23 protein-coding genes and 1 pseudogene are annotated in these 23,238 nt (G+C 70.8%); 14 read left to right on the forward strand and 10 right to left on the reverse strand.

The annotated features are described in order from the left end of the window. Positions 1-95 precede the first annotated feature (95 nt). Positions 96-1,529, forward strand: coding sequence for a dipeptidase (locus ACXJLU_RS21535; RefSeq protein ID WP_457334478.1), 1,434 nt, complete (start codon positions 96-98; stop codon positions 1,527-1,529). Continuing rightward, the gene (locus tag ACXJLU_RS21540; protein WP_457334479.1) at positions 1,496-2,278 is read left to right on the forward strand and encodes an amidohydrolase family protein; all 783 of its coding nucleotides are present in this window, start codon (positions 1,496-1,498) and stop codon (positions 2,276-2,278) included. The genes ACXJLU_RS21535 and ACXJLU_RS21540 overlap by 34 nt, the downstream gene beginning before the upstream one ends. Positions 2,279-2,286: 8 nt before the next feature. On the opposite strand, the gene ACXJLU_RS21545 is transcribed toward ACXJLU_RS21540, so the two are convergent. Both ACXJLU_RS21545 and ACXJLU_RS21550 read right to left on the reverse strand, forming a co-directional pair. Next, a complete protein-coding gene (locus ACXJLU_RS21545) occupies positions 2,287-2,790 on the reverse strand; it encodes a response regulator transcription factor (protein WP_457334481.1) in 504 nt (167 codons plus the stop codon). A 320-nt stretch (positions 2,791-3,110) separates the two neighbouring features. Next, positions 3,111-4,085 carry a LysR family transcriptional regulator gene (locus ACXJLU_RS21550; protein WP_457334483.1) on the reverse strand — a complete coding sequence of 325 codons (975 nt, stop codon included), beginning with the start codon at positions 4,083-4,085 and terminating at the stop codon, positions 3,111-3,113. A gap of 89 nt (positions 4,086-4,174) precedes the next feature. On the opposite strand from ACXJLU_RS21550, the gene ACXJLU_RS21555 reads away from it, so the two are divergent. The 12 genes from ACXJLU_RS21555 to ACXJLU_RS21610 all read left to right on the forward strand — a co-directional run bounded on the left by ACXJLU_RS21555 (position 4,175) and on the right by ACXJLU_RS21610 (position 14,903). Then, positions 4,175-5,641, forward strand: a complete 1,467-nt coding sequence (locus ACXJLU_RS21555) for a form I ribulose bisphosphate carboxylase large subunit (RefSeq protein WP_457334485.1) — start codon at positions 4,175-4,177, stop codon at positions 5,639-5,641. A gap of 17 nt (positions 5,642-5,658) precedes the next feature. After that, complete coding sequence (locus ACXJLU_RS21560) at positions 5,659-6,093, forward strand: ribulose bisphosphate carboxylase small subunit (RefSeq protein ID WP_457334487.1); 435 nt, start codon at positions 5,659-5,661, stop codon at positions 6,091-6,093. Positions 6,094-6,142: 49 nt separating this feature from the next. Next, a complete protein-coding gene (gene cbbX, locus ACXJLU_RS21565; RefSeq protein WP_457334552.1) occupies positions 6,143-7,003 on the forward strand; it encodes a CbbX protein in 861 nt (286 codons plus the stop codon). Next, on the forward strand, positions 7,000-7,752 hold the full coding sequence (locus tag ACXJLU_RS21570; RefSeq protein ID WP_457334489.1) for an HAD-IA family hydrolase: 753 nt from the start codon (positions 7,000-7,002) through the stop codon (positions 7,750-7,752). The genes cbbX and ACXJLU_RS21570 overlap by 4 nt, the downstream gene beginning before the upstream one ends. Beyond that, on the forward strand, positions 7,749-8,450 hold the full coding sequence (gene rpe, locus ACXJLU_RS21575) for a ribulose-phosphate 3-epimerase (RefSeq protein WP_457334491.1): 702 nt from the start codon (positions 7,749-7,751) through the stop codon (positions 8,448-8,450). Before ACXJLU_RS21570 ends, rpe begins: the two co-directional genes overlap by 4 nt. Further along, positions 8,450-9,121, forward strand: coding sequence for an HAD-IA family hydrolase (locus ACXJLU_RS21580; RefSeq protein WP_457334493.1), 672 nt, complete (start codon positions 8,450-8,452; stop codon positions 9,119-9,121). The genes rpe and ACXJLU_RS21580 overlap by 1 nt, the downstream gene beginning before the upstream one ends. A gap of 15 nt (positions 9,122-9,136) precedes the next feature. Further along, positions 9,137-10,210, forward strand: a complete 1,074-nt coding sequence (locus ACXJLU_RS21585; RefSeq protein WP_073467561.1) for a class 1 fructose-bisphosphatase — start codon at positions 9,137-9,139, stop codon at positions 10,208-10,210. Between the two features lie 10 nt (positions 10,211-10,220). Next, a complete protein-coding gene (locus tag ACXJLU_RS21590) occupies positions 10,221-11,099 on the forward strand; it encodes a phosphoribulokinase (RefSeq protein WP_457334496.1) in 879 nt (292 codons plus the stop codon). A gap of 106 nt (positions 11,100-11,205) precedes the next feature. Further along, on the forward strand, positions 11,206-12,144 hold the full coding sequence (locus tag ACXJLU_RS21595; RefSeq protein ID WP_457334498.1) for an alpha/beta fold hydrolase: 939 nt from the start codon (positions 11,206-11,208) through the stop codon (positions 12,142-12,144). Beyond that, on the forward strand, positions 12,141-13,511 hold the full coding sequence (locus ACXJLU_RS21600) for a histidine kinase (RefSeq protein ID WP_457334500.1): 1,371 nt from the start codon (positions 12,141-12,143) through the stop codon (positions 13,509-13,511). Before ACXJLU_RS21595 ends, ACXJLU_RS21600 begins: the two co-directional genes overlap by 4 nt. After that, complete coding sequence (locus ACXJLU_RS21605; protein ID WP_073467557.1) at positions 13,508-14,137, forward strand: response regulator; 630 nt, start codon at positions 13,508-13,510, stop codon at positions 14,135-14,137. Before ACXJLU_RS21600 ends, ACXJLU_RS21605 begins: the two co-directional genes overlap by 4 nt. Before the next feature lie 151 nt (positions 14,138-14,288). Then, positions 14,289-14,903 (forward strand): M48 family metalloprotease, encoded by a 615-nt coding sequence (locus ACXJLU_RS21610; RefSeq protein ID WP_457334502.1) that lies wholly within the window; start codon positions 14,289-14,291, stop codon positions 14,901-14,903. Between the two features lie 4 nt (positions 14,904-14,907). Here ACXJLU_RS21610 and ACXJLU_RS21615 read toward each other — a convergent pair whose 3' ends face one another. From ACXJLU_RS21615 to ACXJLU_RS21650, 8 genes and pseudogenes are all read right to left on the reverse strand, one after another. Then, positions 14,908-16,038 carry a methyl-accepting chemotaxis protein gene (locus tag ACXJLU_RS21615; protein WP_457334504.1) on the reverse strand — a complete coding sequence of 377 codons (1,131 nt, stop codon included), beginning with the start codon at positions 16,036-16,038 and terminating at the stop codon, positions 14,908-14,910. A gap of 36 nt (positions 16,039-16,074) precedes the next feature. After that, on the reverse strand, positions 16,075-16,743 hold the full coding sequence (locus tag ACXJLU_RS21620; protein ID WP_457334506.1) for an HAD family hydrolase: 669 nt from the start codon (positions 16,741-16,743) through the stop codon (positions 16,075-16,077). Positions 16,744-16,768: 25 nt separating this feature from the next. Continuing rightward, positions 16,769-17,971: pseudogene (pabB, locus tag ACXJLU_RS21625) on the reverse strand (aminodeoxychorismate synthase component I); the annotation flags it as partial. Positions 17,972-17,977: 6 nt separating this feature from the next. After that, positions 17,978-18,511 carry a formaldehyde-activating enzyme gene (gene fae, locus ACXJLU_RS21630; RefSeq protein WP_457334508.1) on the reverse strand — a complete coding sequence of 178 codons (534 nt, stop codon included), beginning with the start codon at positions 18,509-18,511 and terminating at the stop codon, positions 17,978-17,980. A 20-nt stretch (positions 18,512-18,531) separates the two neighbouring features. Next, the gene (locus ACXJLU_RS21635; protein ID WP_457334510.1) at positions 18,532-19,344 is read right to left on the reverse strand and encodes a formylmethanofuran dehydrogenase subunit C; all 813 of its coding nucleotides are present in this window, start codon (positions 19,342-19,344) and stop codon (positions 18,532-18,534) included. Beyond that, positions 19,341-20,255 carry a formylmethanofuran--tetrahydromethanopterin N-formyltransferase gene (gene fhcD, locus ACXJLU_RS21640; protein WP_457334512.1) on the reverse strand — a complete coding sequence of 305 codons (915 nt, stop codon included), beginning with the start codon at positions 20,253-20,255 and terminating at the stop codon, positions 19,341-19,343. The genes ACXJLU_RS21635 and fhcD overlap by 4 nt, the downstream gene beginning before the upstream one ends. Continuing rightward, complete coding sequence (locus ACXJLU_RS21645) at positions 20,252-21,934, reverse strand: formylmethanofuran dehydrogenase subunit A (protein ID WP_457334514.1); 1,683 nt, start codon at positions 21,932-21,934, stop codon at positions 20,252-20,254. Before ACXJLU_RS21645 ends, fhcD begins: the two co-directional genes overlap by 4 nt. Beyond that, positions 21,931-23,196: a molybdopterin-binding domain-containing protein gene (locus ACXJLU_RS21650; protein ID WP_457334516.1), complete on the reverse strand. Its 1,266-nt coding sequence runs from the start codon at positions 23,194-23,196 to the stop codon at positions 21,931-21,933. The genes ACXJLU_RS21645 and ACXJLU_RS21650 overlap by 4 nt, the downstream gene beginning before the upstream one ends. Between the last annotated feature and the right edge of the window lie 42 nt (positions 23,197-23,238).

Genomic DNA, 23,238 nt, shown 5'->3' on the forward strand with positions numbered 1-23,238 from the left:
GGCGCAGCGGGCCGGGCGTCAGCGTGCAGCGCGCGCCGGCGCGCGTGCCGGCCCGCGAGAACGAGCTGGAACTCTGAGCCGGTGGCGCCACGGCGATGGCACTCGACGCGGCGCTGCGGTTCGCAGGCGCGCAGCAGCCGCGCTTCGTCGACGAGCTGAAGGCCTTCGTCGCGCTGCCGTCGGTCAGCGCGCAGCCGCGCCACGCGGCCGACGTGCGGCGCTGCGCGGACTGGCTCGCGCGGCACCTGCGCGGCATCGGCTTGCCCGATGCGCGCAGCGTGCCGACGGCCGGCCATCCGCTGGTCCTCGCCTCGTGGCGCGGCGCCCCCGGCGCGCCGACGCTGCTGGTCTACGGCCACCATGACGTGCAGCCGGCCGAGCCGCTCGCGGCCTGGCACTCGCCGCCGTTCGTGCCGACGGTGCGCGGCGAAGCGCTGTACGGCCGCGGGTCGAGCGACGACAAGGGCCAGCTCTTCATCCTGGTGAAGGCGATCGAGTCCTGGCTCGCCACCGCGCGCCGCCTGCCGGTGAACCTGGTGTGCCTGTTCGAAGGCGAGGAGGAGATCGGCAGCCCGCACCTGATGCCCTTCGTGCGGGCGCACCGCGACGCGCTCGCCTGCGACGCGGTGCTGATGGCCGACTCCGCGCTCGCGCGGCCCGGGCAACCTGCGCTGATGCACGGCATGCGCGGTGCGCTGTACCTGGAGCTGCAGGTCGACGGCCCGCCGCACGACCTGCACGCGGGCAACTTCGGCGGCATCGTGCACAACCCGGTGCAGGCGCTGTGCGAGCTGATCGCCGGCCTGCACGATGCGCAGGGCCGCATCGCGATCCCCGGCTTCCATGGCCGCGTGCGCCGCTGGCGCGCCGCCGAGCGTGCGCTGCTCGCGCGCGACGGACCGACGGATGCCGGGCTGATGCACGACGCCGGCATCGACACGCCCTGGGGCGAGCGCGACTGGTCGCTGTACGAGCGCCTGGCGCTGCGCCCGGCGCTCACGGTCAACGGCATCCACGGCGGCTACACCGGGCCGGGGTCGAAGGGGGTGATCCCGGCCCGGGCCTCGGCCAAGCTGAGCCTGCGCCTGGTGCCCGACCAGGACCCGCGCGAGATCGCGCAGCTGCTGCGGCGCCATGTCGCCGCGGTGGCGCCGCCGACGGTGCGGGTGCGGCTGCGCACGCTGTCGGGTGCGAAGCCGTTCCTGATGGACCCGCGCCATCCGGCGCTGCGCGCCGCGGTGGCCGCCTGCCGGCAGGCCTTCGGCGTCGCACCGGCGATGCTGCGCGGCGGCGGCACCATTCCCGCGCTGCACGGCTTCCAGGCGGAGCTCGGTGCGCCGACCATCGCGCTCGGCTTCGCCCCCAACGACGGGGCGCGGCACGGGCCCGACGAGAAGCTGCACCTGCCGACCTTCGAGCGCGCCGTTGCCGCGGTGATCGCGCTGTTCGGCGAACTGGGCGGCGAACTGGGCCGCGCACCGGCAGGCGCGCCGCGGTGGCGCGCCGCCGAACCGCTGCAGGCGGCCTGAGCGAGGCGACGATGCGCATCGACGGCCATTGCCATGCCGGCCACGGCGACCAGCTGACCGCGCCGTGGACCACCGATGCGCCGCTCGGCGCCTACCTGCGCCGCGCGCGCGCGGCAGGCATCGACCGCACGGTGGTGTTCCCGGCCTTCAACTCCGACTACGCGGCGGCCAACGAGGCGCTCGCGCGCATCGTCGCGCGGCACCGCGGCCGCCTGATCGGCTTCGCGTTCGTCCATTGCGCGCGCGATGCCGGGCGCATCGGCGCGATGGTCGATCGCGCCGTGCTTGGACTGGGCCTGCGCGGCATCAAGGTGCACGGCCACGAGGCGATGCCGAACCGCGAGGTCTGCGAGGCGGCGCGCCGCCATGCCGTCCCGCTGCTGGTGGACGTGGCCGGACGGACCGCGGTGGTGGAGATGTTCGCGCCGGCGTACCCCGATGTCGACTTCATCGTGCCGCACCTCGGCAGCTTCGCCGACGACTGGCGCGCGCACCAGGCGGTGATCGACCAGCTGGTGCGCCATCCCAACGTCTACGCCGACACCTCCGGCGTGCGGCGCTTCGACTACCTGGTCGAAGCGGTGCGCCGTGCCGGTGCGCGCAAGCTGCTGTTCGGCTCCGACGGGCCGTGGCTGCACCCGGGGCTGGAGCTGCACAAGATCCGCTTGCTCGGCCTGTCGGCACGCGACGAGGCGGCCGTGCTCGGCGGCAACCTGCAGCGCCTGCTGGCGCGGCGGCGTCCCGGCTGAGGCCGCGCTCAGGCGCGGCGGCGTTCGCCGATCGGCGCCGCCGCGGCACCGCCGTGGGAGGCGTCGGCCGACACGCTGCGCGCGTGGACGACGATGCCGACCTCGTGCAGCCGCCCGACCATCGCGGCGCGCGACTTGACGCCCAGCTTGGCGAAGATGCGGCGCAGGTGCGTGCCGACGGTCCACGAACTGATGTTCAGCACCTGCGCGATCGCCTTGCTGGGGTGGCCGGCGGCCACCATGCGCGCGATCTCCTGCTCGCGCGGGCTCAGGCTCGCCCGCATCGGATCGAGCTGTGGCAGGCGCATCAGCAGGTAGCGGCAGCCGTCGACATCGATGTCGAGCAGCACCTCGTCGCCGTCGTTGTCGATGGACGAGGTGGGGGCGTCGCCGGTGATGCAGGCGGTCGCGAGCAGCAGCGAGCGGATCAACTGGCCGACATGGCCCTCGTCGGTGCCGGCGGCAGTGCCTGCAAAAGATTTCTCGGGCGCACAGGGAGCGCGGACGTTCATGGATCCTCCCGGGACAGGTCGACAGGCCGCGCGCGGCAGCGCGAGGCGCGGACTTCGAGGACTGCGGGACGGCATCGGTCGGTGCGATGCCGTCGGCGTCGAGCCGTTGTCAAAACTAGGCGAGGGTGCGGGCGGCGAACAGTCCCGCGTTCAAGCGACACCGGCCGGTGGGGCCCCGCGCCCAGGCTGCACGAACGGGCGACGCATGCATGATGGTGCGGCTTCGCCGATGAAGCGCATCCTCAAGCTTGAGGGCAAGGCCGCCGTTCTTGTGACGTGCGGATGACAACTGTTGCAAGGCGTGACGGCGGCCTCCCGGCTCAGCCGCGGCGCGTGCGCGGGGCCGGGTGAGTCGTCTTCTGCAGCTTGCGGGCCAGCGCCTGCAGCTGCGCGTCGATCAGGGCCTGGCCCTCGTCTTCGAGGAACTGCCTGAAGGCCGCGCTGACCCGCGGCAGGCGGCGTGTCGCGAGGTGCATCACGTACCAGTCGCGCTGCAGCGGGTTGCCGGCCATCGGCAGCAGGTCCAGCAGGCCGGCCTCGAACTCCAGCGCGCAGGTGTGCAGCGACAGGAAGGCCACGCCGAGGCCGGCCGCGCACATGTGCTTGATGGCCTCGTTGCTCGACAGCTCGGAGCCGATGCGCAGCGGCACGCCGGCCTCCTTGTAGAGCCGCTCCAGCGTCGTGCGCGTGCCGGAGCCGCGCTCGCGCGCCAGCAGGTTGGCATCGACCAGGTCGGCCAGGGTCGGCCGGCGCCTGGCCATCAGCGGATGCTTCGGCGACGCGATAAAGGCCATCGGGTGCCGGGCGAACGCCACGGCGCTCGTCTTCAGCTCGGCGGGTGGCCGGCCCATGATCGCGAGGTCGACCTCCTGCGCCGCCAGCATGCGCACGATCTCGTCGCGGTTGCCGACCTGCAGCTTCATCTTCACGTCCGGGTGCTGCCCGGCGAAGGCCACCAGCAGGGGAGGCAGCAGGTACTCCGCGGTGGTGACCGCGCCGACGCGCAGCGTGCCCGAGAACAGGCCCTGCTGCGCCGCCATCTCGTCGCCGGCCTCGCGCCACAGCTCGAGGATGCGCGCCGCGTAGCCCGCCATCAGCTCGCCCGCCGCCGTCAGGCGCACGCCGCGGCCGGCCTTCTCGAGCAGCGGCGCGCCGGCGGTCTCTTCCAGCAGCTTCAGCTGGATCGACACCGCCGGCTGCGTCAGGTGCAGTTCGCTCGCGGCACGCGACACGCTGCCCAGGCGTGACACGGCATGGAAGGCGGCGAGCTGTCGGAAGGTGGCGTTCTTCAACATCAGTCAAAGCTTATGAGTCGACGAAAAGAATTCACTTTTTTGAATGCGTTGCGGTTCCTACAGTCGGTGCATCAGCAAGGAGAGTGCCCATGGGCCACATGAAAGATGCCACGCAGATCACCGACGCGAAGAAGCGCTATTCGGCCGGTGTGCTGAAGTACGCCCAGATGGGCTACTGGAACGCCGACTACGTGCCGAAGGCGACCGACATCCTCGCGCTGTTCCGCATCACGCCGCAAGACGGGGTCGACCCGATCGAGGCCGCCGCCGCGGTGGCCGGCGAGTCGAGCACCGCCACCTGGACGGTGGTCTGGACCGATCGGCTCACCGCCTGTGACATGTACCGCGCCAAGGCCTACAAGGTCGAGCCGGTGCCGAACAACCCCGGGCAGTACTTCTGCCACGTGGCCTACGATCTGAGCCTGTTCGAGGAGGGCTCGATCACCAACGTCGCCGCGTCGATCATCGGCAACGTGTTCAGCTTCAAGCCGCTGAAGGCCGCGCGGCTCGAGGACATGCAGTTCCCGGTCGCCTACGTGAAGACCTTCAGCGGCCCGCCGACCGGCATCGTGGTCGAGCGCGAGCGGCTCGACAAGTTCGGCCGGCCGCTGCTCGGCGCCACCACCAAGCCCAAGCTCGGGCTGTCGGGCCGCAACTACGGCCGCGTGGTCTACGAAGGCCTGCGCGGCGGCCTCGACTTCATGAAGGACGACGAGAACATCAACTCGCAGCCCTTCATGCACTGGCGCGATCGTTTCCTGTTCGTGATGGACGCCGTCAACAAGGCGAGCGCCGCCACCGGCGAGGTCAAGGGCAGCTACCTGAACGTGACCGCCGGCACGATGGAGGAGATGTACCGCCGCGCCGAGTTCGCGAAGTCGCTCGGCTCGGTGATCGTGATGATCGACCTGGTGGTCGGCTACACCGCGATCCAGTCGATGAGCCACTGGTGCCGGCAGAACGACATGATCCTGCACCTGCACCGCGCGGGCCACGGCACCTACACCCGCCAGAAGAACCACGGCGTCAGCTTCCGCGTGATCGCGAAGTGGATGCGGCTGGCCGGCGTCGACCACATCCATGCCGGCACCGCGGTCGGCAAGCTCGAAGGCGATCCGATGACGGTGCAGGGCTACTACAACGTCTGCCGCGACACGCACACCGTGGTCGACCTGCCGCGCGGCATCTTCTTCGCGCAGGACTGGGGCGCGCTGAAGAAGGTGATGCCGGTCGCCTCCGGCGGCATCCACGCCGGCCAGATGCACCAGCTGCTCGACCTGTTCGGCGACGACGTGGTGCTGCAGTTCGGCGGCGGCACCATCGGCCACCCGCAGGGCATCCAGGCCGGCGCCACCGCCAATCGCGTCGCGCTCGAGGCGATGGTGCTGGCGCGCAACGAAGGCCGCGACATCGCGAACGAAGGCCCCGACATCCTGGCCGAGGCGGCCCGCTGGTGCAGCCCGCTGCGCGCCGCGCTCGACACCTGGGGCGAGGTCAGCTTCAACTACACGCCGACCGACAGCTCCGACTACGTCCCGACCCTCGCGGTCGCTTGAATCCCCGGGAGACCCGCATGCGAATCACCCAAGGCACCTTCTCGTTCCTGCCCGACCTCAGCGACGCGCAGATCACCGCCCAGCTCGAGCACGCGCTGCGCCAGGGCTGGGCCATCGGCATCGAGTACACCGACGACCCCCACCCGCGCAACACCTTCTGGGAGATGTTCGGCAACCCGATGTTCGACGTGTCGGACGCGGCCGGCGTGATGCTGGAGCTGCGGCAGTGCCGACGAACCTTCCCGGACCACTACATCCGCCTGGCCGCGTTCGACTCGACGCACGGTACCGAATCGGTGGTGCTGTCCTTCATCGTCAACCGGCCGAAGCACGAGCCGGGCTTCCGGCTGATCCGCACCGAAGAGGCGGGACGAAGCTTGCGATACAGCATCGAAAGCTACGCCGTGCAGCGCTCGCCGGAAGGCGAACGGTACGGATTGCGCCAGGAGTGAGCACCGCATGAACGAGGACCGCGACAGTCTGTGCCAGCCGCCCGGCGAGATGCCGGAGGCGTCCGCGGCGCGCGCGATGCTCGACCAGCTCGACGCCGAGCTGATCGGCCTCGCGCCGGTCAAGGGCCGCATCCGCGACATCGCCGCGCTGCTGCTGATCGACAAGCTGCGCGCCGAGCAGGGGCTGCAGTCGCAGCCGCCGTCGCTGCACATGTGCTTCACCGGCAACCCCGGCACCGGCAAGACCACCGTCGCGCTGCGCATGGCCGAGGTGCTGAAGCAACTGGGCTATGTGCGCAAGGGCCACCTGGTGGCGGTGACGCGCGACGACCTGGTCGGCCAGTTCATCGGCCACACCGCGCCGAAGACGCGCGAGGTGCTGAAGAAGGCGATGGGCGGCGTGCTGTTCATCGACGAGGCCTACTACCTCTACAAGCCGGAGAACGAGCGCGACTACGGGCAGGAGGCGATCGAGATCCTGCTGCAGGTGATGGAGAACCAGCGCGACGACCTGGTGGTGATCCTCGCCGGCTACCGCGACCGCATGGACAGCTTCTTCGGGAGCAACCCCGGCATGGCCTCGCGCATCGCGCACCACATCGATTTCCCCGACTACAGCGAGGCCGAGCTGATGCTGATCGCGCGGCTGATGCTGACGCGGCTGAACTACCGCTTCGACGCCGCTGCCGAGCCGGCCTTCGCGCGCTACCTGAGCCTGCGCCGGCAGCAGCCGCATTTCGCGAATGCGCGCTCGATCCGCAATGCGCTCGACCGCATCCGGCTGCGCCATGCGACGCGGCTGTTCACGGCCGACCTGCGATTGACGCGCGAGCAGCTGTGCACGCTGCAGGCCGAAGACGTGCTCGCGAGCCGCGTGTTTTCCGGCACTGGACAAGGAGCATCACCATGAGCGTGGAAGCCCTGATCTTCGACGTCGACGGCACGCTGGCCGACACCGAGGAAGCGCACCGCATCGCGTTCAACAGCGCGTTCGAACGGCACCGCCTGGGCTGGACCTGGACGCGCACCGACTACCGGCAGCTGCTCGAGGTGCCCGGCGGCAAGGAGCGCATCGCGTCGTACATCGCGTTGCTGCCGCTGGGCGCGGCCGAGCGCCAGCGCCTGCTGGCCCTGGTGCCGCAGCTGCATGCCGACAAGACGCGCTTCTACGGCGAGGTGGTGAACGACGGCGGCGTCCCGCTGCGCGACGGCGTCGAGCGCCTGCTGAACGAGGCGCTGGAGCAGGGCTGCCACCTGGCCATCGCCAGCACCACCACCGCCGCCAACATCCACGCGCTGCTCGGCGCGACGCTCGGCCCGCGCGGGCTCGACATGTTCGCGGTGATCGCCTGCGGCGACCAGGTGCGCGCGAAGAAGCCCGCGCCCGACATCTACCGGCTCGCGCTCGACACGCTGGGCCTGCCGCCCGAGCAGGCGCTGGCGGTCGAGGATTCGGCGCACGGGCTGCGTGCCGCCACGGCGGCCGGCCTGTGGACGCTGGTCACGCCGACCTTCTGGACGCAGGACGGCGATTTCCGCGCGGCCAGCCTGCTGCTGCCGGACCTGGGCGAGCTCGGCTTCGACGAGCTGGTCCGCATCGCCCGCCCGGCCAGGCCGGTGTCGCCCGTGCAGGCGCTCTACCGCGAGACCACCCGATGAACCCCGCCATCCGCATCGCCCCCAGCCTGTTGTCGGCCGATTTCGCGCGCCTCGGCGACGAGGTGAGGGCGGTCATCGACGCCGGCGCCGACCTGATCCACGTCGACGTGATGGACAACCACTACGTGCCCAACCTGACGATCGGGCCGATGGTGTGCCAGGCGATCGCGCCGCACTGCCGGCGTGGCGGCCAGCCGGTGCCGATCGACGTGCACCTGATGGTCAAGCCGGTCGATGCGCTGATCCCGATGTTCGCGCAGGCCGGCGCGTCGATCATCTCCTTCCACCCGCAGGCGAGCGAGCACGTCGACCGCACGATCCAGCTGATCCGCTCGTTCGGCGTGAAGGCCGGGCTGGCGCTGAACCCGGCGACGCCGCTGAACGTGCTGGACCACGTGCTCGACCAGCTCGACCTGGTGCTGCTGATGAGCGTCAACCCGGGCTTCGGCGGGCAGGCCTTCATCGAGGGCGTGCTGCCGAAGATCGAAGCCGCGCGCCGCCGCATCCAGGCGAGCGGGCGCGACATCTGGCTCGAGGTCGACGGCGGCATCAACGCGAAGAACATCGCGCGCGTGGTGGCCGCCGGAGCCGACACGCTGGTCGCCGGCTCGGCGGTGTTCAGCGGCGGCGACTACCCGAAGGCCATCGCCGCGTTGTGCGTCAACGCGCAGCGGCGCGATCTTGCCGAGAGCCCGTGATGACGGTCGCCGCACTCTGCTTCGATCTCGACGGCACGCTGGTCGACAGCGCCGCCGGCGTCGCGCTCGCACTCAACACCGCGCTGGCCGAGGACGGGTTGCCGCCCTTCGAGCTGGCGACGGTGCGCGGCTGGATCGGCGACGGGCCCGACGCCTTGATCGTGCGGGCGCTCGACGCCAGCGGGCTGCACGAGCTGCCGGCGCTCGCGGCCCGCATGCGCCTGCGCTTCGACGCCGCCACGCTGGCCGCGCCGTCGGCGCAGGGCCAGGCCTACCCTGGCATCGCCGCGCTGCTGGCACGGCTGGCCGGGCGCTATCCGATGGCGGTGGTGACGAACAAGCCGACGCCGCTGGCGCGCGCGGTGCTGGACGCCGCCGGGCTGCTGGAGCATTTCGCGCAGGTGCATGGCGCCGACACGGCGGCGCAGCGCAAGCCCTCGCCGCTGCTGATCCAGCAGGCGGCGCGTCGCTTCGGCATCGCGGCCGCCAGCGTGCTGATGGTCGGCGACGGCCCGGCCGACCTGGCGTCGGCCAGTGCCGCGGGCAGCCCCGCCGCCTGGGTCGCCTGGGGCTACGGCCCCGCCCCGGTCGCGCTCGCCGGCGTGTGGCGCCTGGACGCGCCCGCCGACCTGCTCGCCCGCCTGCCCGTGCGCACACCGATCCACCAGTAAACCAGGAGACACGCCATGCTCACCGGAGGACGATCGACCCTGACCCAGTTCCTGATCGAGGAACGCCGCCACCACCCCGAGGCCACCGGCGACCTGAACGCGTTGATCACCGATGTGTCGCTCGCCTGCAAGACCATCGCGCGCAAGGTCGCGTATGGCGCGCTGGACGGTGCGCTCGGCAGCGCCGGCACCGGCAACGTGCAGGGCGAGGAGCAGAAGACGCTCGACGTGCTCGGCAACGCGCTGTTCCTGCGCGCCACCGAATGGGGCGGTCACACGGCCGGCATGGTGTCCGAGGAACTGGAGGCGCCGTACACGCTGCCGCCGGAGCACCCGCGCGGCAAGTACCTGTTGCTGTTCGATCCGCTCGACGGTTCGTCGAACATCGACGTCAACGTCTCGGTCGGCAGCATCTTCTCGGTGCTGCGCGCCGTCTCGCCGGGGCAGGATCCGCAGCCGCAGGATTTCCTGCAGCCGGGCACGCAGCAGGTCTGCGCCGGCTATGCGATCTACGGGCCGTCGACCATGCTGGTGCTGACGCTGGGCCGCGGCACGCATGCGTTCACGCTCGACCCGCTGCTCGGCGAATGGGTGCTGAGCCACCCCGAGCTGCGCATCCCCGAGAAGACCTGCGAGTTCGCGATCAACGCGTCGAACAGCCGCTTCTGGGAGCCTGCGGTCAAGCGCTACGTCGACGAATGCCTGGCCGGCCAGACCGGCACGCGCGGTGCCGACTTCAACATGCGCTGGATCGCGTCGCTGGTGGCCGAGACGCACCGCATCCTGATGCGCGGCGGCGTGTTCCTGTACCCGCGCGACAGCAAGGATCCGGCGCGCGCCGGCCGGCTGCGGCTGCTGTACGAGGCGAACCCGATCTCGTTCCTGATCGAGCAGGCCGGCGGCGGCGCGAGCACCGGGCGTTCGCGGCTGATGGAGGTACAGCCGGAAGCGCTGCACCAGCGCATCGGCTTCGTCTTCGGTTCGCGCCACGAGGTGGCGCGCATCGAAACCTACCACCGCGACGAACCGGCCGCCAACTACGACTCGCCGTTGTTCGGCAAGCGCGGCCTGTTCGCGGTCACGGCCTGAAGGAGTCCCCATGTCCGCCAGGCACCCCATCATCGCGATCACCGGCTCGTCCGGCGCCGGCACCACCTCGGTCACGAAGACCTTCGAGAACATCTTTCGCCGCGAGGGCGTGGCGGCCGCCATCGTCGAGGGCGACAGCTTCCACCGCTACGACCGCGAGGCGATGAAGGCGGCGATGGCCGAGGCCGAGCAGCAGCACCAACCGCACTTCAGCCATTTCGGCGACGACGCGAACCTGTTCGCCGAGCTGCAGGAGCTGTTCCGCAGCTACGCCGAGACCGGCAGCGGGCAGAGCCGCAAGTACCTGCACAACGAGGACGAGGCCGCACCGTACCAGCAGGCACCCGGCACCTTCACCGCGTGGGAGCCGCTGCCGCCGAGCAGCCTGCTGTTCTACGAGGGCCTGCATGGCGGCGTGACGACCGACAAGGTCGACGTGGCGCGCTTCGCCGACCTGCTGATCGGCGTGGTGCCGGTGATCAACCTGGAGTGGATCCAGAAGATCCACCGCGACCGCAGCACGCGCGGCTACTCGACCGAGGCGGTGACCGGCGTGATCCTGCGCCGCATGCACGAGTACGTGGAATACATCTGCCCGCAGTTCACGCGCACCCACATCAACTTCCAGCGCGTGCCGGTGGTGGACACGTCGGACCCGTTCATCGCGCGCACCATCCCGACGGCGGACGAAAGCCTGGTCGTGATCCGCTTCGCGAATCCGCGCGGCATCGATTTTCCGTACCTGTTGTCGATGCTGCACGACTCGTTCATGTCGCGCGCCAACACGCTGGTGGTGCCGGGCGGGAAGATGGAACTGGCGATGCAGCTGATCTTCACGCCGATGATCATGCGGCTGGTGGCGCAGCAGAAGAACCTGCTGGCAGCGTGAACAACTCCCCGTTCGCCCTGAGCCTGTCGAAGGGCCTGCTCGCATCGGACCAGGGCTTCGACAAGCTCAGCCCGAACGGGGAATCTCCGTTTACGATCCCCCCGCCATGCTCTACACCGAAACCGCACCGTACGGCGTGCACGCGCTGCGCGTGTCGGGCGGCCACGTGCTGCATGTCGAGGAAAGCGGCCACCCGCAAGGCATCGCGGTGGTGGTGCTGCATGGCGGCCCGGGCTCCGGCAGCTCGCCGCTGCTGCGCCGCTTCTTCGATCCGGGCCGCTTCCGCATCGTCAGCCCCGACCAGCGCGGTGCCGGCCGGAGCCGGCCGCGCGGCAGCATCGTCGACAACACCACCGCCCACCTGATCGCCGACCTGGAAACGGTGCGCGAAACGCTGGGCATCGACCGCTGGCTGGTGGTCGGCGGTTCATGGGGCGCCACGCTCGCGCTTGCGTATGCCATGGAGCATCCGAGTGCGGTGACGGGGCTGCTGCTGCGCGCCACCTTCCTCGCGCGCGAGGAGGACATCATCGGGTTCTTTCATGTGATTCCAGTCGGGCATGTCGAGGCCTGGGTGGAATTCGCCGCCATCGCGCCGCCCGAGCAGCGGTACCGCTTGCTGCCCTTCCTGGCGCGCGGCCTGGGTGTCGTTGCCAACACCGATGCCGACACCGCGCGCCGCATCGCGCTGGCCTGGTGGCGCTGGGAAAGCACGCTGGCGACCGGCGCCGTGGTGCAGCCCGAGCCATCGGGCGCGGTGCTCGATGCGCAGGTCGACCGCTACCGCGTGCAAAGCCACTACCTGCTGCACCGCTGCTGGCTCGATGACCCGCCGCTGCTCGATCGCTGCCATCGCCTGCCGGCCGTGCCGACGCTGCTGCTGCACGGCAGCGAAGACCATGTCTGCCGGCCCGAGGGCGCGGTCGCGCTGCACCAGCGCCTGCCGCACAGCCGCCTGCGCCTCGTCGAGGGCGCCGGCCACGACCCCTCCCATCCGGCGATGGTGCGCGCGATGGTCGAGGCGCTGGACAGCTGGCCGTCATGAGCTTGCGCCTCAAGATCCACCTGATCGTCGGCCTGCTGACGCTGCTGTTCCTGGTCGTGATGCTCGGCCTGCAGCTGCGCAGCATGCGCGAATCGGTCAACGAGGAGGTGGTGGCCGCCAACCGCGTCGCGTCGCAATTCCTGAACCGCACGGTGTGGCGCTATGCGGCCCAGGGCACGCCGGCGGTGCTCGGCTTCCTGCAGGGCATGGGGCGGGTGCGTTCCAACGACATCACGCTGCTCGACAAGCAGGGCGCCGTGCTCTACACCTCGCCCAGCTCGCCCTACAAGCCCGGCCGCGATGCGCCCGACTGGTTCGATGCGCTGGTCGCGCCGCCGCCGGCCCTGCAATCGCTCGAGCTGCCCGACGGCAAGCTGACGGTGCAGGCGAACGCCTCGCGCGCCGTGCTCGACGCGTGGGACGAAGCCATCGTGCTGGTGTTCGGCGCCGTCGTCACGCTGGTGGTGCTCAACTTGCTGGTGTACGCGCTCGTCGGCCACACGGTGCGGCCGTTCGGCCGCATCGTCGACGCGCTGAACCAGCTCGAAGCCGGCCGCTTCGATGTCGTGCTGCCGCCGCTGCCCGGCGCCGAGGCCGGCACCATCGGCAAGGCCTTCAATCGCATGGTCGGCATGCTGCAGGGGCACATCGAGACCGAGCGCCGCGCGGTGCGCGCCGAGCTGCAGCTGTCCGAAAGCCGCGAGCTCACGCGCTGGGTCGACCACCAGATCGAACAGGAGCGCCACCTGATCGCGCGCGAGCTGCACGACGAGCTGGGCCAGTCGGTGACGGCGATGCGCAGCATGGCGCTGTCGATCGCGCAGCGCATGCGCACGCTCGACCCGCAGGCCGAGCAGGCGGCGCGCCTGATCGCCGAAGAAGCCTCGCGCTTGTACGACGCGATGCACGGCATCATCCCGCGCCTCACGCCGCTGGTGCTCGACACCTTCGGCCTCGCCGAAGCGCTGGCCGACCTTGCCGAGCGCACCCGCCGCAGCCACCCCGGCGCGCAGATCGCGCTGCAGGCCGACATGGCCGGCGTGCTGCTCGGCAGCGAAGCGGCGCTCGCGCTGTACCGCGCTGCGCAGGAGGGGCTCACCAATGCGCTGCGCCACGGCCGGGCGCAGCGGGTCGATGTGCGGCTGCAGGCGACGGCCGACGGCATCGTGCTCGAACTGGTCGACGATGGCGTCGGCCTGGCCGCCGACTGGGCCGACAAGAAGGGCCACCATGGCCTGCGCTGGCTGGCCGAGCGTGTGCAAGGCCTGGGCGGCAGCTTCGAGCTGCTGCCCCATTCACCCCAGGGCGTGCGGCTGGCCGTGCGCCTGCCGATGCCCGTTCCCCGAACCGAGGTGCTCCCCGAATGATCCGCGTGATGCTCGTCGACGACCACGCGCTGGTGCGCATGGGGTTCCGCATGCTGCTGGCCGATGCCGGCATCGAGGTGGTGGCCGAGGCCGACACCGGCGAACAGGCCTGCGCCGACTATCCGAAGCTCAAGCCCGACGTGGTGGTGATGGACCTGTCGATGCCCGGCATGGGCGGGCTCGAGGCGGTGCGGCGCCTGCTGGCGCAGGACCCGAAGGCCCGCGTGCTGGTGCTGTCGGCGCATGAGGACACCGCCCACCCTCGGCGGGTGATGCAGGCTGGCGCCCTCGGCTACCTGACCAAGCGCGGCGCGCCGGAGGCGCTGATCGCCGCCGTCACTGCCGTGGCCGGGCATCGCCCCTACGTGGACGCGCAAACCGCCCAGGTGCTGGCGCTGGCCCAGATGAAGGGCGACACCAACCCGGCCGAAACGCTGAGCGAGCGCGAGTTCTCGGTCTTCATCCAGCTGGCGCGCGGCTTGGGCGTGGCGCAGATCGCCGCCAACCTGAACCTGTCGCCCAGCACGGTCGGCACGCACCTGTACCACGTGAAGCAGAAGCTGGGCGCGAGCAACCAGTCCGAGCTGACGCTGGTGGCGCTGCACTGGGGATTGATCCAGGCTTGATCCCCACCCGCGCCAGCCGATGGCACCGCGTTTGCCCGTGCATTCCGGCACGGCGCCCCCCGGTTCGCGGGCAACATCCGGGTAAACCCTTGAATCAGGCCCGGTTCTTGCGCCGTAATCCTGACAAGGGTCTGTGCAGGAGCGTCACGGCATGCGGTGGTGGATGTTGATCGGAGCGGCACTGGCGGCGAGCAGCGCGCGTGGCGAAGACATCACGCAGGTGCTGGAGCGCTCGCAGAACGTGCGCCTGGAGCGGCTCTCGCCGGCGCCGGTCGAGAGCGAACGCGCGCAAAAGGTGCGCGACAGCTTCGACAGGCTGGTGCACACGCTGGGGCTGGAGGGCGCCGCCGAGCTGCGCGTGGTGCGTGGCGACACCGTGGCCGAGACGCTGCGGGGCCGCGTGGTGATCGCCAACGAGGGCATGGGCGACTGGCCGGAAGAGGGCAGGCTGTTCGTGCTGGCGCACGAGTTGGGTCATGTCGCGCTGGCGCACTGGTCGCAAATGGGCGTGATGTACCAGAAATGGGTGCCCGGCAGCGTCACCGCCGACCAGACCGATCCGGTCGCCGGGCGCTTGGGGCGCGAGGCCTCGGCGCTGGCCTACCAGCAGGAGTACGAGGCCGACGCGTTTGCGCTGCGCACGCTGGAGGGCCTGGGCGTGCAGCGCGACGCGGTGTTCTCGGCCTTGATGCGCATGGGCGCGAGCAAGGACACCGCCACGCACCCCGGCACGCACAGGCGCCTGGCGGCGCTGCGCGCCCAGTAGGTTCCTAGGCGGTCACCCTGAACGAGCTCATCGCCTCGGTGAGCCGCTCCGACTGGCCCTTCAGCGACTGCGCCGACGCCGCCAGCTCCTCCACCAGCGCCGCGTTCTGCTGCGTCATCGTGTCGAGCTTCGACACCGCCTGCTGCATGCGGCCGATGTCGCTGCCCTGCGATTCGCCCGCCTGCGCGATGCCGGCGATCAGGCTCGCCACCTGGCCCACGCTGTCGACGATCTCGCGCATCGTGCGGCCCGCATCGGCGACCAGCTTCGAGCCGGCGGTGACCTTCGCGCTCGAGTCGCCGATCAGCGCCTTGATCTCGCGCGCCGCGGTCGAGCTGCGCTGCGCCAGGCTGCGCACCTCTTCGGCCACCACCGCGAAGCCCCGGCCCTGCTCGCCGGCGCGCGCCGCCTCGACGGCCGCATTCAGCGCGAGGATGTTGGTCTGGTAGGCGATGCTGTCGATCACGCCGATGATCTCGGCGATCTTGCCGGCGCTGGTGTTGATCTCGTCCATGCGCACGATCACGTCCTGCATGGTCTGCGCGCCGCGCGCCGCGATCTCGCTGGAGCCGGTGACCACGCTGCGCGCGTCGCGCGTGCTGTTCGAATTGCTGCTCACGGTGGACGCCAGCTGCGCCATCGAGCTGACGGTCTGCTGCAGCGCGCTTGCCTGCTGCTCGGTGCGGTTCGACAGGTCGGTGTTGCCGCTGGCGATCTCGTCCGACGCGGTGTTGACGCTCTCCACCGTCTGCCGCACATCCATCACCATCGTGCGCAGCTTCTTGCGCATGCCGTTCAGCTCGGCGCGCAGCCACGAGATCTCGTCCTTGCCCGACGACGTGATCTTGGTCTCGAGGTCGCCACCGGCGATGCGGATCACGCACTGCACGGTCGACTCGACCGACTCCTTGATGCTGGCGCGGATCAGCCAGCCGGCCAGCAGCGCGACGACGCAGCCGGCCGCGGCGCACGCCATGAACCACCACGCGGCCGCCTCGGCATCGAGCTTGGCGCCGGCGGCGAGCTGCCGCACCGTCCACGCGGCGGCGCCGCCCAGCAGCAGCACGATCACGCCCATCGCGACGAAGCCGATCATCACCCGCCTGACCAGGCTGACCTGTCGAATCCATTCCATGGTTTGTCTCCTTGTTGTTGTGAGAGAAGCCCCCCGTCACGGGCCCTGGTCGAGCACCGGCCAGCCGGCCCGCAGCGCGTGCTCGCGCAGCGCCGGCTCCGGCCTGACTGCCACCGGATGCGTCACCGCCTGCAGCAGCGGCAGGTCGCTCGCGGCGTCGGAATAGAACCAGGACTGTTCGAACGCGCGCAGGCCACCCGGGCTCGGCAGCCAGGCGAGTATGCGGCTCAGCTTGTGTTCGCGGTGGCAGGGCTCGCCGTCGATCTCGCCGGTCAGGAAGCCGTCGCGCCACTCGGCTTCCGTCGCCAGCACCTGCGGGATGCCGAACAGCCGCGCGAAGGGTTCGGCGATGAAGCGCGTGGTGGCGGTGACGACGGCGCAGCGGTCGCCGGCGTCGTGGTGGCGCGCCACCAGCGCCCGCATGTCGCGCGGGATTTTGGTTGTCATCTCGGCCGCCATCGCGACCTCGAACGCCGCGCTCCAGGCCTCGATCTGCGCGCGTGGATGGACCGACAGCGGTGCCACCGTGATGCGGTGCATCGCGCGGATGTCCAGCGCACCCGCCACGTACTGGTGGCAGCAGGCCAGGTAGTCCTCGGGCGCCTCGGGCGGCAGCACGCCGCGTTGCGCGAGGAAGCGTGTCCAGGCCATGCCGCTGTCGAACGGAATCAAGGTGTGGTCCAGGTCGAACAGCGCCAGGTTCATGCGGTCCTCACGCCGCCACCCGCTCGGGCGCCAGCCCGGTGAGGAAGCGCGCCTTCAGCAGGCACTCCTCGAACTCGTCGTCGGCGCGGCTGTCGAGCACGATGCCGGCCCCGATGCCCAGCCGCGCCGGCCGCAGCCCGCCCGCTTCGGCGCCGAGCGTCAGCGTGCGGATCGCCACGCTGAGGCAGAAATCGCCGATGCGCGCGTCGCCCTCGGGTGCGTCGACCCAGCCGATCGCGCCGCAGTACAGGCCGCGCGGCGTGGTCTCCAGGCCGGCGATCAACTCCATCGTGTGGTGCTTCGGCGCGCCGGTGATCGAGCCGCACGGGAACACCGCGCGCAGCAGCTCGGCGAAGCCGACCTCCGGCCGCACGCGCGCGGTCACCGTCGACGTCATCTGGAACAGCGTCGCATACGGCTCGATCGCGAACAGCGCCGGGACCTTCACCGAGCCGGTCTGCGCGACGCGGCCGAGGTCGTTGCGCAGCAGGTCGACGATCATCAGGTTCTCGGCGCGGTTCTTGATGTCGAGCTGCAGCAGCCGCGCGGTCTCGCTGTCGCTTTCCGGCGCGGCGATGCGCGGGGCGGTGCCCTTCATCGGCCGCGCGGTCAACAGGCCGGCGTCGTGGCGCAGGAAGAGTTCGGGCGAGCGCGACAGCACGTGCGTCGTGCCGCGCCCGTCGTCCGGCGGCACGATCAGCGCGCCGAACGCCACCGGCTGCCGTGCGCGCAGCCGGCGGTACAGGGCCACCGGCGAACCGTGGGCGTCGCCGTGCAGGCGGTAGGTGTAGTTGACCTGGTAAGTCTCGCCGTTGCGGATTGCCTCGTGGATGCGGTCGATCGCCCGCGTGAAGCCCGGCCGGTCGACGCTCGGCCGCAGGTTCGCCACGCCGCTGTCACCTTCGCCGCCGTGCGCAGCCAGCCAGGCGTCCACGTCGTCGCTCGACAGGCGCGCGAGGTCGCGGAACATCAGCACCCGCAGCGACGACGCATCGTCCGGCCGCAACGCCGCATGCCCGGCCCGCATCAGCTTGGCGCCCCATTCGTAGTCGGCCAGCAGCACCGCATGCAGGCCGGCGCGCAGGTCGGTGTCGACCGCGGCCCACACCGCGTCGAGCCGCGACGGATCGACACAGCGGTGCTCGCGCTCGAAGCCGGCATAGACGCGGCTGAGCGGGTTGCCGCGCGTCGCGTGGCAGTCGTCGAGCAGGGCGCAGATGCCGTTCACACCGGGTCAGCTCCAGTCGTCCATGTCGTGCTTGATGGTGTGGCGGTTGGCGATCAGTTCGTCGACCGACGGCTCGTTGTTCAACGCACGCCGGATCGCCAGTTTCGTCGCCTCGTGGTTGGTGCGGTACATGTCCTTCTTGTCGAGGTTCGGGTCCTTCGCGCAGCGCGGGTCGATCCACACCAGGCTGATGATGCACAACTCGTTGGCGATGTCCTTCGGGATCGTGCCGTCGATCAGGCAGTCGACGATCGCGTCGGCGGTGGCGCTCTGCACCACGCCGCCGTAGAGGTCGATGTTGGCGAAATCCTTCAGCGTGACCTTCGGCACGATGATGGTCGCGGGCCGCACCAGCTGGTTGCAGGCGCGGATCGCGAACATCGCGGTGTGGCCCTTGCTCTGCGCCATCATGTTCGCGAAGGCCTGGCCGACCGGGCCGTCGGTGCGGCCGATCAGGATCTCGGGCATCGCGTCGGTGAACTGGCCTTCGCGCGCGAACACGGTCGCCTCGCCGGCGTGGAACAGGTAGGTCTTGGTCATGGAGGCTCTTTCTCGGGTGCTCAGGTTGCCAGGATCAGTTCGCCGCGGCCGTCGGACGCGAGGTCGCCCAGGTGGCGCGTGATGGTGCGCGACGGCAAGCTCTCGAAGGGCCCGCCGTGGCGTGCGAGGTCGCGGGCCAGCAGTTGCCAGAACACCAATGCGTCGGCCACCGCCGGCACGAAGGTCGGCGCGATACTGGGCGCCGATGTCGCGAACACCACGCTGCCGCGCCGCATGCCGTAGCCCACGTGGTCACCGGCCCGCCCGCCGATGCCGATGGTGCCGGCGACCATGCGAGACGCGAGGAAGTCGCCCGCGTTGCCGAACACCAGCGCGGTGCCGCGCCGCATGCGGTCGCCGAAGCGCGCGCCGGCGTTGCCAGTCACGACCAGCGTGCCGCCGCGCATGCCGTCCATGCTGCCGGGCAGCGTGCTGGCCGCGAAGTCGCCGGCATCGCCATCGACCGTGAGCTGTCCGCCTGCCATCTCGCAGCCCGCCAGCAGGCCGACCGCGCCGTTCACGCGCAACTCGCCGCCGCTCATGCAGCCGCCGGTGTAGTGGCCGGCCGGGCCATCGACGCTGAGGCGCCCGCCTGCCATCAGCCAGCCGACGCGGTCGAAGCGCGACAGGTCGCCCTCGAAGCGCAGCGCGCCGTCGTCGCCCTCAGGCCGGACCGCGAAGAACTCGCCCAGCGGCACCAGCGTCCGGCCATGCCCGACACGCACCTGCTCGACCTGCGCCGCCGACAACCCCGCCAACGCCGCCGGCAACACGCCGCGCAGGTCCACGCGCACCGCAGGCGCGTGTCGCAGCGTGAGGCGCCAGCCGCTCATGGTGCAGCCTGCTCAGCGAGCAGCTTGCGCAGGTGAAAGTGGAAGGGCCCGAGCTTGCCGCCGTAGTTGCCGGCCGAGATGCGCAGCAACCCGCCCGCCGCGCCGATCGCGATGCCGGCCCGCATGCCCGCGCGCATTGCCGCGCCGACGTCGGCCTCGGTCAGGCCGTCGATCACGATCTCCATCACGCAGCGCGTCTGCGGCGTGATCTCGCTGCGGGCGGCGAGGCCATGCAGGCTGGGGCAGAACGCATCGTTGGTCGATGCGCTGAGCGCGGCGTACTTGCTGCCGACCTTGGACCCCGAGCGCACCACGCCGCCCGGGAACGGCATGATCACGTTCGGCAGCGCCTTCATCGCGGCGACCGCGGCCTCGGCCACCGCGAGCGCCGCATCGGTGTCGCGGCACATCAGCAGCAGGTTGCCGCCGCCCACGCACTTGACCACGGCCGTCGTTTCCTGCGCGACGAACTCGCCATCCATCACCGGCACGCGCCAGTAGCGAACGCCGTTGATGACTTTCGAGATCTGCCAGCCGTCGCCGAAGAATCGCAGGTTCTTGCCGAGCGGAATGGCCTCGCCTTCGGCGATGCCGGCGAACACCGCCGTGGTCGGGCAGGTCAGCACGCACTGGCCGACGCGGCGCTCCACCTGCTTCGCGAGCTCCTTGCCCGACATCGAGAAGATCAGCACGCTGACGCCGGGCCGGCCGTCCGGCGTGTCCGCGGGATCGAGTTCGCGCTCGATGCCGGCCTCGCAACCACAGGCGATCACCGAGGTCGCGAAGCCGGTGGCCGACACCGCGGCGTTCAGCGCCCACGTCAGGTTGTGCGCGGTGATGATCAGCCGCGTGGCCTTCATCGGAAAGGCCTCGGCAAAGCTGTCGTCGATCGCGACGCCGTTCTCGATCATGTCGCTGACTCAAAAAGGGCGGCCGGCAGCAAGCGCCCGCCATTGCAGCAGGTGCACAGCTCGTCGCGATCGATCGCCACCGCATCGAAATTCACCGACCCATGCGACGCCATGTGCTGCCGCAGGTAGCGCTCGATGCCGCGGTCGTACTCCGGCTCGACGAAGTGCGTGCCGCCCGTCGGCACCGCGGTGATGCGGCCCGCGTGCGCGACCAGCGTGCCGTCCTTGTAGACGCGCTCGGGCGTGCTGAACATCGCCTCGCGGTCGGGGTGGTCGCGGTAGACCGCGATGTCGGCCGCGGCGCCCACGCCGAGCTGGCCGCGGTCGCGCAGGCCGAGTAGCCGGGCCGGGCCGGCGCGCGTCATGATCGCGATCTCGTGCAGGCTCAGCTCGCGCGTGATCGAGCCGAGCGCGCTGTTCGCCGCCACGTCGGGGTGGATCTTCGCCAACTGCTCGTTGCGGAAGCTCTTGTCCATCAGCAGCCGGATCAAATGCGGGTAGCTGGTGAACGGCCCGCCGTTCGGATGGTCGGTGGTCAGCGCCACGCGCCACGGGTCCTTGACGAGCAGGAAGATCTCCAGCCCGATCGCCCATTGCAGCGCGTTGACGTAGCTCTGCTCGCGGTAGCGGAACGGCACCACGCCGCAGCCGGCGTCGCATTCGATGTCGGCGCCGATCCACTTGCGCGGGCTCGCGAGCCCCGACTGCGCATGCTGGCGCATCGTGTCGCCCGACGCGGTGACGGTCTGGCCGAACATGATCTGGCCGACGTCGATGCTGATGTTCGGGTTCGCGTTCACCGCCTCGGCCAGCTGCGCCGCGGCCGACGAGAACTTCTTCGCGCCCTCGGTGCCGTAGGCGTGGAACTGCACATGCGTCAGGTGCGCCGGCATGCCTTCGAGCGCGGCGATGGTGTCGAGCGTCGACTGGATGTTGCCGGCCACGCCCAGGTTGCTGCCATGGATGTGCAGCGGGTGCGGCACGCCGAGTTCGCGCAAGGCCCGCGCGAGCGTGTGCACCACCTGCCGCGGCGTGACCTGCCAGTGCACATGCTGCTCGTCGACATCGAGCTTGCGCTGGTTGAACTTGAAGGCCGAGATGCCGGCCGGGTTGACCACCTTCACGCCGAGCGCCTTGGTGGCATGGATCGTCCAGGCCATGTAGTCGCGGAGGCGCTCGAAGTCCTGTCCCTCGGCCAGCATCTGCAGGAACAGCTCGTCGTTGCCCAGCATCACGTAGGCGCCGTGGTCGAGGATCGGCGTGTCGCCCATCTCCATGTGCGTGTGGCGCGCGTTCGAGGCCATCATCGCGGGCTCGAATGCTGCCGTGTAGCCCATCTCGACGTAGCGGTAACCGGTGGCCAGCGTGCCCGGCGTGCAGCCGCCGCACGAGGCCAGCTCCAGCGGGTTGGTCGGCAGCGCGAACGGCTCGGCGCCGCGGCGCTGCATCTCGGGCAGCAGCAGTCGCGACAGGTTGACCTTGCCGCCGCCGATGTGGGTGTGCATGTCGATGCCGCCGGCCATCACGACGCAGCCGCTCGCGTCGACCTCGTCGTCGACCGCTTCGTGTGGCGCGAGCGCGGCGATGCGGCCGTCGCGAACGACGACATCGCGCAGCGTCGGCGCGCTGTCGTTCGCCGGATCGATCACCAGGCCGCCGCGCAGGCGCAGGCTGCTCATGCCAAGGCCCCTGCGATGCGGTCGACCACGGTGGCGAGTGTCGGCAAGCCGTCGTCATGCACCGCGAACAGCGGCAGCATCACCGAGCCGTCGGCGCGGAACAGGTGCCCCGGCGAGCCGATGCCCGGCGTGGACACCGGGATGAACACCGACGCGGGCGACGCGGCCAGGTCGGGGTGGCCCAGCACGACGGTCGGCAGCGCGGTGGGTGGCGGCGCCAGCTCGGGATCGAAGCTGGACACCCACAGCAGGCTGTCGACCGCCCGCTCGTCCAGCAGGCGCTGCGCGTCGAAGCACAGCGGCTCGTGCTCGAGGCCCAGCGGCCCGGCGCGCGAGCGCAGCGGCAGGCCCGACAGCCAGGTGAACACCTGGTTCACCGTGCCGGCGCCATTGCCGCCACCCAGCCACAGCGCCGCGGCGCGGGTGTGCCGGTTCAGCGTGTTGACCATGCGGTGCAGGCCTTCGACGATCAGCGCGCCCTGTGGCGGCAGCCGGCGCGTCTCGCCGACGATCACCGCATAGCGCGCCTGCTGCAATTGCGTCGCCAGCGACTGCAGCGCGGCCGGCGCGTCGCGCACCGCACGGCCGGCGACCAGCGCCGACAGCAGCGCGACGGTGGCGAACAGGTCGCCATGCAGCGGGATCGAGGCCGCCGTGACGCCCGGCCGCGTGCGCAAGCCGGCCAGCACCGCGTCGTCAGCCGTGCTGCCGCCGAGCACCACCACCTGCCGCTGCGGCACCAGCGCTTCGCCGACGCCGCAGCGCTCGAAGAATTCCGGTGCCTGGTCGACCGGCGTGCCGCCGACGCACAGCAGCAGGTCGGCGCGCGTGCGCACTTCGGCCAGCGTCGTGAAGAAGCTGCCGCGGTCCTGCGTCGCGCGCAGCGTGTTCATCAGCGCGGCGCCTTCGGCCGCATCGCTGATCGCGCCGGTCTTGCAGGCCAGGCGGTACAGCGAGCGGGCGCCCGACACATCGGTGCCGAGGCCGCCGAACAGCGGTTGCCGGCTGGCGGCGAGCACGCGCGCCGCGGCCGCGACGGCCTGGTCGAGGGAGCAGTCCTGTCCGTCCACGCGCGGCGAGGCCGTCGACGGCCGTGCCGTGAAGCGCGCGAGCGCACGCCGCGCGCAGGCACAGCCGGGCCCCGACAGCGTCAGCGCGCCCGACGCGTCGACCTGCACGGTGGAGGTGTCGCAAAGCAGCAGGCAGAACGGGCAGGTCCAGCGCGTGGCGCCGGCGCGCGTGGGCACGGAGGTGTCGGTCATCGCCTGTTTCAACGCAAGCGATGTGCCACGAGCGAACACCGT

Source organism: Rhizobacter sp. P5_C2, from assembly GCF_054049715.1.

Coding starts and splice junctions, on each gene's coding strand:
- ACXJLU_RS21535 (WP_457334478.1), top strand. CDS start 96: ATGGCACTCGACGCGGCGCTGCGGTTCGCAGGCGCGCAGCAGCCGCGC.
- ACXJLU_RS21545 (WP_457334481.1), bottom strand. CDS start 2,790: ATGAACGTCCGCGCTCCCTGTGCGCCCGAGAAATCTTTTGCAGGCACT.
- ACXJLU_RS21550 (WP_457334483.1), bottom strand. CDS start 4,085: ATGTTGAAGAACGCCACCTTCCGACAGCTCGCCGCCTTCCATGCCGTG.
- ACXJLU_RS21555 (WP_457334485.1), top strand. CDS start 4,175: ATGGGCCACATGAAAGATGCCACGCAGATCACCGACGCGAAGAAGCGC.
- ACXJLU_RS21560 (WP_457334487.1), top strand. CDS start 5,659: ATGCGAATCACCCAAGGCACCTTCTCGTTCCTGCCCGACCTCAGCGAC.
- cbbX (WP_457334552.1), top strand. CDS start 6,143: ATGCCGGAGGCGTCCGCGGCGCGCGCGATGCTCGACCAGCTCGACGCC.
- ACXJLU_RS21570 (WP_457334489.1), top strand. CDS start 7,000: ATGAGCGTGGAAGCCCTGATCTTCGACGTCGACGGCACGCTGGCCGAC.
- rpe (WP_457334491.1), top strand. CDS start 7,749: ATGAACCCCGCCATCCGCATCGCCCCCAGCCTGTTGTCGGCCGATTTC.
- ACXJLU_RS21580 (WP_457334493.1), top strand. CDS start 8,450: ATGACGGTCGCCGCACTCTGCTTCGATCTCGACGGCACGCTGGTCGAC.
- ACXJLU_RS21585 (WP_073467561.1), top strand. CDS start 9,137: ATGCTCACCGGAGGACGATCGACCCTGACCCAGTTCCTGATCGAGGAA.
- ACXJLU_RS21590 (WP_457334496.1), top strand. CDS start 10,221: ATGTCCGCCAGGCACCCCATCATCGCGATCACCGGCTCGTCCGGCGCC.
- ACXJLU_RS21595 (WP_457334498.1), top strand. CDS start 11,206: ATGCTCTACACCGAAACCGCACCGTACGGCGTGCACGCGCTGCGCGTG.
- ACXJLU_RS21600 (WP_457334500.1), top strand. CDS start 12,141: ATGAGCTTGCGCCTCAAGATCCACCTGATCGTCGGCCTGCTGACGCTG.
- ACXJLU_RS21605 (WP_073467557.1), top strand. CDS start 13,508: ATGATCCGCGTGATGCTCGTCGACGACCACGCGCTGGTGCGCATGGGG.
- ACXJLU_RS21610 (WP_457334502.1), top strand. CDS start 14,289: ATGCGGTGGTGGATGTTGATCGGAGCGGCACTGGCGGCGAGCAGCGCG.
- ACXJLU_RS21615 (WP_457334504.1), bottom strand. CDS start 16,038: ATGGAATGGATTCGACAGGTCAGCCTGGTCAGGCGGGTGATGATCGGC.
- ACXJLU_RS21620 (WP_457334506.1), bottom strand. CDS start 16,743: ATGAACCTGGCGCTGTTCGACCTGGACCACACCTTGATTCCGTTCGAC.
- fae (WP_457334508.1), bottom strand. CDS start 18,511: ATGACCAAGACCTACCTGTTCCACGCCGGCGAGGCGACCGTGTTCGCG.
- ACXJLU_RS21635 (WP_457334510.1), bottom strand. CDS start 19,344: ATGAGCGGCTGGCGCCTCACGCTGCGACACGCGCCTGCGGTGCGCGTG.
- fhcD (WP_457334512.1), bottom strand. CDS start 20,255: ATGATCGAGAACGGCGTCGCGATCGACGACAGCTTTGCCGAGGCCTTT.
- ACXJLU_RS21645 (WP_457334514.1), bottom strand. CDS start 21,934: ATGAGCAGCCTGCGCCTGCGCGGCGGCCTGGTGATCGATCCGGCGAAC.
- ACXJLU_RS21650 (WP_457334516.1), bottom strand. CDS start 23,196: ATGACCGACACCTCCGTGCCCACGCGCGCCGGCGCCACGCGCTGGACC.